This is a genomic window from Vibrio sp. qd031, assembly GCF_002100145.1.
In the GTDB taxonomy this organism is placed as follows: Bacteria; Pseudomonadota; Gammaproteobacteria; order Enterobacterales; family Vibrionaceae; genus Vibrio.
Genome location: NZ_JXQD01000032.1, coordinates 18794 through 31694 on the forward strand (window position 1 = coordinate 18794; position 12901 = coordinate 31694).

The following is a 12901-nucleotide window of genomic DNA, read 5'->3' on the forward strand; positions in this document are numbered from 1 at the left end:
AACAACACTCAAGCTGAGTATTACCATAGGACACTCTCATGCGACTAGCCGACATACAAGCAAACTTCTCACATGCGCTCTTAGACACAGAAAGTCGATTCGAAGTAGAATTTCATTGTGGGATTGTTAGCGATCAATTTAGAGCAGCAGATCGTCTGCAAATCTATAAGAACAATGTCATGTTTAGCTTAGTAGACGTATTGGCCGCTTGTTACCCTCTTACCAAAGCAATCGTCGGTGATCTCGCTTTTGAGCAACTGGCAAAAAGAAGCATAAGAGAACATCCTCCAACGCAAGCAGATACCTCTCAGTATGGTGAGCATTTTTGCCATACCGTAGCGAAGGTTAGTAGCGTGATAGAAACGGTGCCCTACATTTTAGAAGTGATTCGGTTTGAATGGCATGGCGATCGTTTACGCCATCAAGTTTACGATGGCAATACGCCTCTATGCGCTATTCAAACGTTTGGCCAATTACCACCAGAAAAGCAGCAGCAAGCCAAGATACAGTTAGCTGAGACCGTTGCTTTGTTTGAGTCTGATTGGGCCGTCGTTGATATCCACAACGCGATTAAAACCGACAACTACGAAGATTTGAATTTGAACGCTCATCAGTGTGTTGTCATTGCTCGAGAAGGAAAACAGCTGACCTCTACGATCGTCGACGAACTGACCTATCGAGTATTACAAACAATGCGCCAGCGAGTTGCGATTACGTCACTTTCACCAGAACAATTAACCTTGTTACCCACTTTTATTGCCAATGCCTGGATCACTCATTACAGCTACTAGGTCACCCGACATTGATAAGCCTTAGGAGGTCATATGCCTTTAAAATTACCTTATTCACCCCTAATTCAGCCGATGCAGGAGCAGCTATCCACGATAACTCTATTGGTTTGCCGTGTATGGGTAGCCTACGTTTTTTTTAATGCGGGGTTAACCAAAATATCGACTTGGGAAAGTACGCTCTTCTTATTTGAATACGAGTACCAAGTACCATTGCTGCCTTGGAAACTCGCTGCATATCTTGGTACCGCCGCAGAGTTAATACTGCCGGTCTTTATACTACTTGGGCTATTCACAAGACCTATGGCAATCGCACTGTTTGCGTTTAATGCAATTGCCGTAATTTCTTATCCGTTGCTTTGGGAGAAAGGATATTACGATCACCAATTTTGGGGTGTGATGATCTTAAATCTGGTCATTTGGGGGGGAGGTAAACTGTCGGTTGACTACGCGTTCTTTAAACAGAGCTAGTGTTACTTGGTAATAAAAGCGCGCAGTTCTTCTGCTGTGATCCCGTCTTCCTCTAATTGTTGCTTGAGCAGTTCAACGCTTTCGCCTTTGCGCTGCTCGATAACGATCTGAAATTGATACACTAGGTCTTTTAGCTTTTCTATACTCACCTGCTTGGCAGCACTACGAACGCGCTCTTCGCTCTGACTACCAAGCTCGTTGAGCAAGCGGCCATACATGACTTTTTCAGGTGATTCATCGAGTTGTTCTAAATATTTGGCCATTTCAAACGTGGTTAAAGACATATAACTAACCTTTTTGATTTAAGTGCGTACAACGCGGTGATTGGATCAACAATATACCCAAGCCTATTAAATGGTGCTAGCAAAGTTTCAGTCTATCGCCTTATATTCTGCTGTTCTATTTTTCTATCCGAATGCTATGTTGCGTGTGCTCCGCAAAACCGTTAGCTTAGGGGGGTTTTACACAAAATCGATGCATAAGGATCAGTAAATGCACAGTTCTACAGAACAAAAAGTCACACTGCTGCGTAAATGGATGTCGGATCAGCAACTTGATGCGATCATCATCCCACACGAAGATGAATACCTAGGCGAATATATTCCAGCGCATAATGAGCGTCTGCATTGGCTAACTGGGTTTACCGGATCTGCTGGTGCCGCTGTCGTTACACAGGATCGAGCAGCGATATTCGTTGATGGTCGTTACACAGTTCAAGTAAAAGATCAGGTGCCAAGTCCACTTTTTGAGTACTGCCACTTAATCACTGAGCCCCCTATCGACTGGATCATTAATAATCTAAGTATCGGTGCCAAGGTTGGTATAGATCCAAGCATGCATTCAGGTGCTTGGTACAAAGGTGCACAGAAAGCCTTAGGTGATAGCTACCCTTTTGCTCTATTAGATGCTAATCCAATAGACGTATTGTGGTCTGACCGCCCTACGCCTCAACACTCTCAAGTAAGACTAATGACAGTAGAACAAGTTGGCGTTAGCAGTCATAGTAAACGCGACGAGCTCGCTACTGTTATTAAGAAAAATGGTGCCGATGCAGCCGTAATAACAGCACTCGACTCTATCTGCTGGCTACTCAACGTTCGTGGATTAGACGTCTCTAGGTTACCTGTGATCCTTTCGCATGTTGTGCTTAACAATGACGGCAGCGCCATTTGGTTTGTTGAGCCAAGCCGCGTACCCGATAATTTCGAGCAACATATCGGTAGTAACGTTACCATCGCAAACCCAGCGGCCCTACCTGAGCACCTTAAGTCACTAAGCGGTAAAACCGTTCAGATTGATTCTGCTACAGCCAATGCTTGGTTCACGCTTACACTCAAAGATGCAGGCGCCCATGTTCTCAATTTGGCAGACCCGTGCTTAATGCCTAAAGCGTGCAAGAACGACGTTGAACGACAAGGCATGATTGATTGCCACATTCGTGATGGCGTTGCCATGGCTAAGTTTTTGAGCTGGCTTGATAGCAACGTTGCCAAAGGTCTACTGTATAACGAAGCGCAACTGTCTGATCAATTGGAAGCTTTCCGTCGTGAAGATCCGACTCTGGTAGACCTTAGTTTTGACACTATCTCTGCTGCAGGTAGTAGTGCGGCTATGTGCCACTATAACCACCTCAACCAAGAGGTACCTGGGCAGTTAAGTATGAACTCATTGTACTTGGTTGACTCTGGTGGCCAGTATATCAATGGTACTACCGACATTACTCGCACCGTTGCCATTGGCCAGCCAAGCGACGAAATGAAGAAGCAGTTCACCCTAGCCCTTAAAGGTCATATTGGAATTGCTCGAGCTCGTTTCCCTAATGGAACATGTGGTTATCAAATTGACTCGTTCGCTCGCCAACATTTATGGGCACAAGGGTACGACTTTGATCATGGTACTGGGCATGGCGTGGGTCATTTTCTCAGTGTACACGAAGGGCCACAAAGCATCAGCAAGCGACAAATCAATGTGGCTTTAGAACAAGGTATGGTGCTGTCTAATGAGCCTGGCTATTATCGCGAAGGTGCTTTTGGAATACGAATTGAGAACTTAGAGTTAGTTATACAAGAAGAGACCAACGGGGACTTTCCTGTTCTTACCTTCCAACCCCTTACTCGTTGTCCAATAGACCAACGCAATATAGTCGTCGATATGCTAAATGACGAAGAGTTAACTTGGTTGAACGACTATCACCTTAAGGTGTGGAACGACCTTTCTTCATTGGTCAGCGAAGACGTAAAAGTTTGGCTACAGCAAGCGACACAACCACTGGTTCGTTAGGTTAATTAGCCAAACACTATTAACGTAGTATTTTGATTGCTGCGTAACAAAAATAAGAGGTTTCACGTGAAACCTCTTATTTATACCCTTAAGAGTAAGCACAATGCCAGTCTTTCCAAACCGGCTGAAAACCAATACGTTCTATCGCTTTTGCTACATCTTTTGCACTTCTCTCGTCACTGATTTCAAATTGCTCTAACTCAATCTCAGAATTTGCGTAACCACCGGGTTGGGTTTTTGATGCTGCAGACATTGAGGTTATACCTAGTGGAACAAGCTTATCTCTAAACTCTGCCTCTTCGCGTGTAGATAAAGACAACTCTAACTCAGGATTAAGTAAACGATAAGCACAGATAAGTTGCACCAGTTGTTTATCGTTCATAATGGATTTGGGTTGTACACTCCCCTCACAAGGACGTAAGCGAGGAAACGAGATTGAATACCGTGTTTTCCAATAGTGGCGTTCAAGGTAATTCAAATGCAATGCAGTAAAATAGCAATCGGTACGCCAATCATCCAAACCGATGAGCGCGCCTAAACCGACTTTATCGATACCCGCAGAGGCTAGCCGTTCTGGTGTGCCAAGTCGATAGTCGAAATCCATCTTTGCACCACGCAAGTGATGCGCGGCGTAGGTAGAGCGATTATACGTCTCTTGATAAACCATAACGGCATTCAAGCCCAACCTTTTTAGCTCTTCGTATTCAATGGTGTCGAGCGGTTGCACTTCCATTGCAAGATAAGAAAACTGCTCTTTTATCTGAGGTAACACCGACCTAAAGTAATTCATACCAACCTTAGTTTGATGTTCTCCTGTGACTAAAAGTAAGCTATCAAACCCCATGGATTTAATGACTTTCATTTCCGCTTCAATTTCATTTGTATTTAAGGTTTTACGCTTGATTTTGTTTTCCATCGAGAACCCACAGTACGTACACGCATTAGCACATAAGTTAGAGAGGTATAATGGAATATAAAGCGAAATTGTGTGCCCAAATCGACGACGCGTTAAGCTATACGCCCGCTGAGCCATCGGTTCAATATAAGCTTCTGCCGCGGGTGAAATGAGAGCCTTAAAGTCTTCTGTATCAAGCTTGCTCTTACTCAGTGCGCGCTCAACGTCTGCTTTAGTTTTCGATAAAATCGAAAGTTGAACATCCACTGGATCAAGACGATTAAACTCGTCAACAAACGCCACTAGCACGCCTCTTCTGAGCTAAGGGAGTCTAGAAAATCGGTCAATGGACTCGACGCTATAGCGTGTGTAGAGCGACTTGCTAACCCAGCTTCAAAAGCCAATCTACCGGCTTCAACCGCTGCTTTAAATGCACGGGCCATATTGATTGGGTGTTGAGCCGCTGCAATAGCCGTATTCACCAAAACAGCATCAGCTCCCATTTCCATTGCTAGTGCAGCGTGAGATGGCGCGCCTATCCCCGCATCGACTATTACTGGAACCTTTGCTTGGTCTATGATGATTTCAAGAAAATCACGACTAACAAGACCTTTATTCGACCCTATTGGAGCGCCTAGCGGCATCACTGCAGCGCATCCCACGTCCTCTAAACGCTTACATAGAACAGGATCGGCATGGCAATAAGGTAAAACTATGAAGCCATCCTTAACTAACTGCTCAGCGGCTTTCAGTGTTTCAATTGGGTCTGGCATCAAATATTTAGGATCGGGGTGTATTTCCAGTTTCAACCAATTCGTTTGAAGTGCTTCTCGAGCAATGTGAGCGGCAAAAATTGCGTCTTGGGCCGTTTTTGCCCCGGACGTATTAGGCAATAAGGCAACGTTGGCGTTACGTATTGGCTGCACAATATCACTTGCAGGTTGATCAGAATCCATTCTTTTAAGCGCCAAAGTCGCCATTTCTGAACCACTCGCGACGATAGCATTTCGCATCACGTCACCACTTGAAAACTTACCGGTTCCAGTAAGCAAACGAGACTGGAAAGTTTTATTCGCTATTGTGAGCATATTAGCCTCCTGCGATCGCATTAAACACGGACACCACATCTCCATCGTTTAATAAGGTAAGGTTCCATTGACTCCGAGGTATCACTTGATTGTTTACAGCAATCGCGCAATGTCCCGTTTCGCACTTCATGCTCAAGACGAAAGCGTCTAAACACAGACGTTCTTCAAACGTCACCTCTTCGCCGTTAAAGCGTAGTTTCATGCTCACCTCCGCAAACAGAACAGCTAGGATCTCTGGACAAGTTTAAAGAGCGCCAGTCTAAGTATTGAGCATCGAACAGAAAGAGCTTGCCGAACTGACTTCGATCTTGCTTGGAAATAAATTTAATCGCTTGTAGAGCCTGGTAGTTTCCAATAATGCCAACCACTGGTCCCATTATTCCAGCATCACTGCATTTCGTTCCGGCAGCCATATGTTCGAAGGCATACAAACACCGATAGCAAGGTGTGTGTTGTTGATAATCGAAGCAGGCAAGTTGCCCTTGCCAACCAATCGCGGACCCAGAAATTAGTGGGGTTTGGGTACTAAAACAGGCGCTGTTGATAGCGTGTCGAGTCTCTATATTGTCGGTACAATCAAGCACCACGTCTGCCAAGCTGATTTCCATTTGTAGCTGCATTCCGTCAAGGTGCTTTGGAATGGCTCTAACCGAAACGTGGCTGTTGAGTTGCGTTAACTGCTCTGCCATCGCAGTCGCTTTATTACTGTCTTGGTTAACTTCACGAAAAACGATTTGTCGCTGTAAGTTACTGCTATCAACATTATCACCGTCAGCAACGACAAGTCGGCCTACTCCAGATGCAGCCAAAAATAACGCAGCAGATGAGCCGAGACCGCCACAACCAACAATTAGAACATGAGACTGCTTAAGATTAAGTTGACCACTTTCACCAATGTCGTACAGACTCAATTGTCTGTTGTATCGCATAAACTCTCTATCCGTTAGCATCACAATCTCCACAAGGCCGCTCTAATAATTGTCCAAACTGATCTAATGTTTTCGACAGGTCTAAAGACTCCGTGACTGCCCTTACAACCGCTACTGTTGTCACGCCACACTTTAGAACCTTAGACGCATTTTCTAGGTTGATTCCGCCAATTGCAACCGTTGGGTATCCGACTTCCAAGCGTTGTGCTGTAGGTAATGTATTCACTAATTCTTGATACCGTTTTAGTCGATTCAACCCTTGTGGTAACGATGGCATTTGCTTTGTTGTGGTAGGGAAAATATGACCAAGTGCAATGTAACTAGGGCTTAACGATGCAGCCCTTAACAACTCGTAATAGCCGTGAGTTGACAACCCTAGCCTAACTTGCTTCTTTTGCATCAACACCAAGTCCGCGGTCAAGAGATCTTCTTGACCTAAGTGCACCCCATATGCGTTGTACTTACAAGCGAGCTCCCAGTAATCATTAATGAACAGCTGTGCGCCATATCTCTTCGCCTCATCAATGGCGTCTTTAATGCTGTCTTCCAAATGTGGGGCTGCTGGGTCCTTTATGCGTAGTTGCAACGTTTTCACACCGAGCTCAAGCAATTTTTTAACCCACTCGACACTCTCAACCACCGGATACAACCCAATGTCTTGATGTATGAGCTTGGGAAACGAACGAGTCGGTTGACTATCAGACACGGCTTTGCCGGTACTTATCTGCTTAGTTGGCTCGTGGATTCTAGCAAATTGAGCATAACTGATTGGCCATGTTCCACGTGAAACATCTAGCAGACTTCGCGCAATGAGCACCGCATCATCAAATGCAAACTGATGGACGATCAACCCCACTACATAACCTAAGTATTGCCATTGTTGCCTTATATCTAAATCGCTGGCTTCAACCTTAGCCAATGAGGCACCGTCACCCGCCAATACCCAATCAAAAGTTGTTTTAGCGCTATAGACACCTACTGCTATATACGCACACTCTAGTGCCGCAGCGTCCACTCTAGATTGCTCACAAGGTTCAAAGTCAATATACACCTCATGATTCTCGCAGTTTTGATGACCAAACAGTGAACTTCCAATCCGCCACTGATGCTCTCCTCGTTGAATGAAGAGACTAGAATCCCCCATCTCAATCGAAGTAACAGCATGTGGTTCAAACAGGAGGCCGGCACTCTCTATAAGGAGTTCAACATCCTGTAAGTGCCCGTTAAACGAGTCGCCATCGACCGTCAATGAGGGATCAATCATACGCTATCCGTTCCTTCATTCACGTCTGCTAACATCGCTGGTTGATGATAGAGCTCAGACCCACTTTCTTTAAATTGCTTCGACATTTCATTCATACCATTGACTGCGATACTTTCGGTAGAGCCGTCGACATTAGTTATTTGAATGGTATTGGCATACTCACGCACTTCTTGTGAAATTTTCATCGAGCAAAATTTAGGGCCGCACATCGAACAAAAGTGAGCGACTTTTCCTGATTCTTGAGGCAGTGTCTCGTCGTGATACGCTTTGGCAGTATCAGGATCAAGTGCCAGATTAAACTGGTCTTCCCAACGAAACTCAAATCGAGCCTTTGACAAGGCGTTGTCTCGAACCTGTGCACCAGGGTGACCCTTTGCTAGATCCGCAGCGTGAGCGGCCAACTTGTAAGTGATCAACCCCGTTTTGACATCTTGCTTGTTTGGCAATCCGAGATGCTCTTTAGGTGTCACATAGCAAAGCATCGCGCAGCCATACCAGCCTATCATTGCCGCGCCAATACCTGAGGTAATATGATCATAGCCTGGTGCAACATCAGTAGTAAGCGGACCTAGTGTATAGAAAGGTGCCTCATGACAATGCTCTAGTTGCTCATCCATATTCTCTTTGATCATATGCATTGGCACATGACCAGGACCTTCGATAATCACTTGCACATCATGCTTCCAGGCCACTTTGGTCAATTCACCTAAAGTACGTAGCTCAGCAAACTGGGCCTCGTCATTCGCATCAGCAATCGAGCCAGGCCTTAAACCATCTCCGAGTGACAAAGACACGTCATACTTTGCACAAATCTCGCAGATCTCTTCAAAGTGCGTATAGAGAAAGCTTTCTTTATGATGCGCAAGACACCATTTGGCAATGATAGAACCACCGCGAGAAACAATACCGGTGACGCGCTTTGCTGTCATTGGCACGTAACGCAATAGCAACCCTGCGTGAATAGTAAAGTAGTCAACCCCTTGCTCGGCTTGTTCAATAAGAGTATCGCGCATCACTTCCCACGTAAGGTTTTCAGCAACACCATTTACTTTTTCAAGCGCTTGATACATTGGAACGGTACCGATTGGAACCGGGCTGTTTCGTAGTATCCACTCACGAGTTTCGTGTATATTCCTACCAGTAGAGAGATCCATCACCGTATCGGCACCCCAGCGTGTAGCCCACACAAGCTTCTCAACTTCCTCCTCGATGGATGAAGACACTGAAGAGTTACCGATATTGGCATTCACTTTTACCAGAAAGTTTCGGCCAATGATCATTGGTTCACTCTCTGGGTGGTTAATATTTGCAGGTATAATCGCACGCCCTCGTGCAACTTCGTCGCGAACAAATTCAGGCGTTATATCTTCAGGCAGACTTGCACCGAACGAGTGACCTTTGTGTTGAAGCTTTAGTGTTTCATCACGCACTTCTGATCGGCACAAGTTCTCTCGAATAGCGATGTATTCCATTTCTGGGGTAACGATTCCCTTGCGAGCGTAATGCAACTGAGTAACACACTGCCCCTCTTTTGCATGTCTAATTGTTGGCAGCTTGCCAAATCGCAAGTCATCTAACGTATCGTCTTGCAAACGCTCATTAGCGAAGTCTGACGACGCTCCAGATAGGGTCATGGTATCATCGCGACCCTCAATCCACGCTTGTCTAAGTTTTGGTAAACCATCATAAATATCGATTTGATGGCGAGGGTCAGTGTAGCTACCCGAGGTGTCATAGACTCGTACTGACTCATTTGGCTCGTACACCGGATCATCTTGTGTTCCGCCAACAAACGTGTCCGCGAGACTGATCTCACGCATGGCGACTTCAACACCAGGTAAACGGCCTTTTACGAAGACTTTTTTTGAGTTCGGGAATGATTCTACTGAAAGGTTATCAATATAAGATTTTGCAGCTAAACGCTGCTGTTTACGACTCGACATAGCATTTCCTAATTCGTTTGAATGAAAAATGCTTGCCGGAAAATTGCTGACAAGAGAGCGTTATGATAATTCACAACGCTGTAGAAGAAGTGAGGCGAGATCGCCTTTGATCAATTTCTACTCTTGTTTCCTTCGCAGATATTAATCTGAATCAGGTTCAACGGATCCCGAATAAACGGTCTCAGCCAAATGGCACTCCGACAAGTGGATTTGATTATAGGTAATGCGTTGCAGTTATCAAGCTAAATTATAGACAGTTCGGCTAGCTTTTTATGAGAATTTGAAATCCAATCCATGCCGCGGTGATGCTCAATGTAACATTCAACAAGACATTCAATCCCATTTTAAAGAATGCACCCTGCTGCATAAGAAGGACATTATCCATTGAGAATGTGGAGAATGTGGTCAGAGCCCCAAGAAAGCCTAATCCAATTATCTGACGCCACGGCTCAGTCGCTAATGAACCATTTTCAAACGCGGCAACCAATAGCCCCATCATCAGTGAGCCTACTACATTGACAGTAAGTGTTCCGTAGGGAAATCCTTTACCCAACAATGCAACACACAATTCAGAAACTAAGTACCTGGAACAAGCACCGAAAGCACCGCCAACTGCGATAAAACTTAAAATTTGAATTTGTCCCATTCCCAGTCCCTACAAAATGAAGTTGAAAAGAGTAATATTCTCTTGGTGATTGTGCGGCAAACTACGCTGCTTTTAAAAAGTTACAGGAGTCACAAAATCGCAGGTTGCACTGCAGATTCTTCTAGCCACTCGTCAAACTCTTTCTCGGGGACAGGTTTACTATAATAATAGCCCTGTACACGTCGACAGCCTACCATGAGTAGCTTGTCGATTTGATTTAAATTTTCTACACCTTCAGTCACCACATCCAATTCAAAATTTTCGGCAAGTGAAAGAATACTGCTGACTAATTTGAAATCATTGTGATCGGTAAGAATATTATTCACAAACGATCTATCTATTTTTATCTCATCGACAGGCAGCACTCGCAATTGGTTTAGACTCGAATAACCGGTACCAAAATCATCCAGCGAAACTTTTGCGCCTAGCGCTTTGCATTTTCGCATATTGTCGAACGCCGTATTATGATCTGAAAGTTTAAAAGACTCTGTAACCTCAATGACTAAGTTTTTCACTAGTAAGCTTGAATGACCAACCAATGCTTGAGTAAGTTGCGAAAAGAAACGGGGATGTTGGATATGACTAGCACAAATATTGATGCTAACGGTTTGTTGTGGAAAGTCTTTAGAAAGATGAGTAAGCCGCTTAATTGCTTTTCTAAACAGCCACTCTCCGTACTTTAAACAAATAGCATCATGATCAAGTAAATGAACAAATTTGTCGGGCGTTAAGAGACCTGCTGCTGGATGGTTCCAGCGTATGAGCGCCTCTGAGCCCACTGTAAGGCCTAAATAGAGGTCAACCTGAGGTTGGTAGTACAACTCTAACTCATCTTTCTCTATGGCTGTTATAAGCTCTCTAACAAGCTGGAGATCGTTTAACTTCTTGTTTTCGACTTCTTGATCATAAACGTAAATACCTGTTCCAATCGAACCTGTGCGGGTAAATGTGGCACTACGTGCTTTAGTAATTAAACGGCGAGTGTTTACACCGTCATCATCAGAGCGCACGTAAGCAATAGACGCTGAGCATTCCAACTTTGGTGCTCTCAATTTAGCCATTCGAGTCAACACCGTCTTAAGGATTATTATGCTCGACTTGTAACAATCAATGCCTATGCACTCAAATGCTATAGATATCTCATTTTGACCCGTACGGCCGATTGAGTATTGATCCGCAAACTCATCACGAATGATCGTTATACATTGTAGAAGAGAATCGTCTACAGAGTCGATATGGTGTGACTCGCACAACTGATGGTAGTTTTCAAAGGACAGCAAATACAATACAAACTGAGTGTTATTAGAAGTGCTATTGATTCGACTATCTAACCCAGTTTCAAAAAATCGAAAGTTTTGCAGTCCGGTTTGCGGGTCAAACTTAAGCTGCTCCAAGCTAGAGACGTCTTGCTGGTGACGAGAGTCAACCTCTTGCTTTTTTAACCATGCCAATCGAATGCTCAGCCACAGTAATAGTGATGGACTTAATATCAGTAAAAGAACAATTTCATCAAGTTGCCATAGGTCATAGTTCTCAACAAACTCGCTAATGCGTTGAAATGCATTAACGCGAATAAAATAGTACCCAGCAATAGCGTAAAGCACACATAAAAAAGCAAGCTCGATGTAAAATCGCCTTGAACCGTATTTCAACATATCCCTTCCATGGTAATGAAGATCATTAAATCTAGTCGATACTAAAGGCGAATAACCCTATAAGCATTAGAGTTATAACTCCAATACATTTACAACAATAGTTTATATTTAGTCACCATACAATCAAACTAAATGAATTTGAAATAAAACATTGTATGTAGTGACCTACTTCTTTTTTCTATTATTGATAGTGAAACTTATATGGATCAGATAGGCTTTAAGTGCTCCAGCATTGTCTATTAGTTAGACACAGAGGCCCTATTTACTATGCTGCCTTAAGTGAAATCGAGTAGTCCGAGTAGAGCGCCAATCGAATTTGCTCTCTATAGATCGGACTACTTTGGCCTAGCCGGCAATAAACTCATTAAAGACAGGGCTGGCGCGCCAGCGGGACTCGTTGTCCATAGCGCAAACCACTTTACCCCAGACAGCAAAAAACCCAGCACATTCGTACTGGGCTTCTAAACATAGATCTGCTTTATTCACCAGATTCATGGTCGTTAAATTCGCAAACGGGCCGGTATCGACTTGACTTTGCTGATACCGTCCCGTTTCGCGATAGCGGAGCGTAACGGTAGCATATCGTAAATACTTGATTGAATGAGCAAATGACAAATGGCAAAAAAACCAGCACAATCGTACTGGGTTTCTTTAATAGTGGCGGAGCGGCCGGGCTGGCGCTCCAGCGGGACTCGTTGCCCGTAGGGCAAATCGCTATATCCCAGATAGCAAAAAACCCAGCACATTCGTACTGGGTTTTTAAATAGTGGCGGAGCGGCCGGGCTGGCGCTCCAGCGGGACTCGTTGCCCGTAGGGCAATTCACTTTACCCCAAACAGCAAAAAACCCAGCACATTCGTACTGGGTTTTTGTATAAGTGGCGGAGTGGACGGGACTCGAACCCGCGACCCCCGGCGTGACAGGCCGGTATTCTAACCAACTG

Annotated in this window: 13 protein-coding genes and 1 riboswitch; of the genes, 3 read left to right on the plus strand and 10 right to left on the minus strand. The window is 44.5% G+C overall.

The window, feature by feature from the left end:
• Positions 1 to 38 precede the first annotated feature (38 nt).
• Together ST37_RS18120 and ST37_RS18125 are read left to right on the plus strand one after the other, a co-directional pair.
• Positions 39 to 791, plus strand: a complete 753-nt coding sequence (locus tag ST37_RS18120) for a DNA-binding domain-containing protein (protein WP_084888958.1) — start codon at positions 39 to 41, stop codon at positions 789 to 791.
• A 72-nt stretch (positions 792 to 863) separates the two neighbouring features.
• Positions 864 to 1259: a DoxX family protein gene (locus ST37_RS18125; RefSeq protein ID WP_242426359.1), complete on the plus strand. Its 396-nt coding sequence runs from the start codon at positions 864 to 866 to the stop codon at positions 1257 to 1259.
• Positions 1260 to 1261: 2 nt separating this feature from the next.
• Here ST37_RS18125 and ST37_RS18130 read toward each other — a convergent pair whose 3' ends face one another.
• Positions 1262 to 1543, minus strand: a complete 282-nt coding sequence (locus ST37_RS18130; RefSeq protein ID WP_084888960.1) for a hypothetical protein — start codon at positions 1541 to 1543, stop codon at positions 1262 to 1264.
• Positions 1544 to 1751: 208 nt separating this feature from the next.
• On the opposite strand from ST37_RS18130, the gene ST37_RS18135 reads away from it, so the two are divergent.
• The gene (locus ST37_RS18135; RefSeq protein WP_084888961.1) at positions 1752 to 3539 is read left to right on the plus strand and encodes an aminopeptidase P family protein; all 1788 of its coding nucleotides are present in this window, start codon (positions 1752 to 1754) and stop codon (positions 3537 to 3539) included.
• Positions 3540 to 3627: 88 nt separating this feature from the next.
• On the opposite strand, the gene thiH is transcribed toward ST37_RS18135, so the two are convergent.
• The 9 genes from thiH to ST37_RS20165 all read right to left on the minus strand — a co-directional run.
• The gene (thiH, locus tag ST37_RS18140) at positions 3628 to 4737 is read right to left on the minus strand and encodes a 2-iminoacetate synthase ThiH (RefSeq protein ID WP_084888962.1); all 1110 of its coding nucleotides are present in this window, start codon (positions 4735 to 4737) and stop codon (positions 3628 to 3630) included.
• Positions 4737 to 5522, minus strand: a complete 786-nt coding sequence (locus tag ST37_RS18145; protein WP_084888963.1) for a thiazole synthase — start codon at positions 5520 to 5522, stop codon at positions 4737 to 4739. The genes thiH and ST37_RS18145 overlap by 1 nt, the downstream gene beginning before the upstream one ends.
• A gap of 1 nt (position 5523) precedes the next feature.
• Positions 5524 to 5724 (minus strand): sulfur carrier protein ThiS, encoded by a 201-nt coding sequence (thiS, locus tag ST37_RS18150; RefSeq protein WP_084888964.1) that lies wholly within the window; start codon positions 5722 to 5724, stop codon positions 5524 to 5526.
• Positions 5708 to 6472: a HesA/MoeB/ThiF family protein gene (locus ST37_RS18155; RefSeq protein WP_084888965.1), complete on the minus strand. Its 765-nt coding sequence runs from the start codon at positions 6470 to 6472 to the stop codon at positions 5708 to 5710. Before ST37_RS18155 ends, thiS begins: the two co-directional genes overlap by 17 nt.
• Positions 6459 to 7715 (minus strand): thiamine phosphate synthase, encoded by a 1257-nt coding sequence (gene thiE / locus ST37_RS18160; protein ID WP_084888966.1) that lies wholly within the window; start codon positions 7713 to 7715, stop codon positions 6459 to 6461. The genes ST37_RS18155 and thiE overlap by 14 nt, the downstream gene beginning before the upstream one ends.
• Positions 7712 to 9658 carry a phosphomethylpyrimidine synthase ThiC gene (gene thiC, locus ST37_RS18165; RefSeq protein WP_084888967.1) on the minus strand — a complete coding sequence of 649 codons (1947 nt, stop codon included), beginning with the start codon at positions 9656 to 9658 and terminating at the stop codon, positions 7712 to 7714. The genes thiE and thiC overlap by 4 nt, the downstream gene beginning before the upstream one ends.
• Before the next feature lie 110 nt (positions 9659 to 9768).
• Positions 9769 to 9868: riboswitch (TPP riboswitch) on the minus strand.
• A gap of 52 nt (positions 9869 to 9920) precedes the next feature.
• Entirely contained in the window at positions 9921 to 10304 is a 384-nt protein-coding gene (gene crcB, locus ST37_RS18170) for a fluoride efflux transporter CrcB (RefSeq protein WP_084888968.1), read from the minus strand.
• An 89-nt stretch (positions 10305 to 10393) separates the two neighbouring features.
• Complete coding sequence (locus ST37_RS18175; RefSeq protein WP_084888969.1) at positions 10394 to 11959, minus strand: EAL domain-containing protein; 1566 nt, start codon at positions 11957 to 11959, stop codon at positions 10394 to 10396.
• 500 nt (positions 11960 to 12459) lie between these two features.
• A partial coding sequence (locus ST37_RS20165) for a hypothetical protein (protein WP_206780102.1) occupies positions 12460 to 12901 on the minus strand: 442 nt, incomplete at its 5' end.

What these genes read in the sequence shown, in the direction of transcription:
- ST37_RS18120 (WP_084888958.1), top strand. Translation starts at nt 39, where the DNA reads ATGCGACTAGCCGACATACAAGCAAACTTCTCACATGCGCTCTTAGAC.
- ST37_RS18125 (WP_242426359.1), top strand. Translation starts at nt 864, where the DNA reads ATGCAGGAGCAGCTATCCACGATAACTCTATTGGTTTGCCGTGTATGG.
- ST37_RS18130 (WP_084888960.1), bottom strand. Translation starts at nt 1,543, where the DNA reads ATGTCTTTAACCACGTTTGAAATGGCCAAATATTTAGAACAACTCGAT.
- ST37_RS18135 (WP_084888961.1), top strand. Translation starts at nt 1,752, where the DNA reads ATGCACAGTTCTACAGAACAAAAAGTCACACTGCTGCGTAAATGGATG.
- ST37_RS18145 (WP_084888963.1), bottom strand. Translation starts at nt 5,522, where the DNA reads ATGCTCACAATAGCGAATAAAACTTTCCAGTCTCGTTTGCTTACTGGA.
- thiS (WP_084888964.1), bottom strand. Translation starts at nt 5,724, where the DNA reads ATGAAACTACGCTTTAACGGCGAAGAGGTGACGTTTGAAGAACGTCTG.
- ST37_RS18155 (WP_084888965.1), bottom strand. Translation starts at nt 6,472, where the DNA reads ATGCTAACGGATAGAGAGTTTATGCGATACAACAGACAATTGAGTCTG.
- thiE (WP_084888966.1), bottom strand. Translation starts at nt 7,715, where the DNA reads ATGATTGATCCCTCATTGACGGTCGATGGCGACTCGTTTAACGGGCAC.
- thiC (WP_084888967.1), bottom strand. Translation starts at nt 9,658, where the DNA reads ATGTCGAGTCGTAAACAGCAGCGTTTAGCTGCAAAATCTTATATTGAT.
- crcB (WP_084888968.1), bottom strand. Translation starts at nt 10,304, where the DNA reads ATGGGACAAATTCAAATTTTAAGTTTTATCGCAGTTGGCGGTGCTTTC.
- ST37_RS18175 (WP_084888969.1), bottom strand. Translation starts at nt 11,959, where the DNA reads ATGTTGAAATACGGTTCAAGGCGATTTTACATCGAGCTTGCTTTTTTA.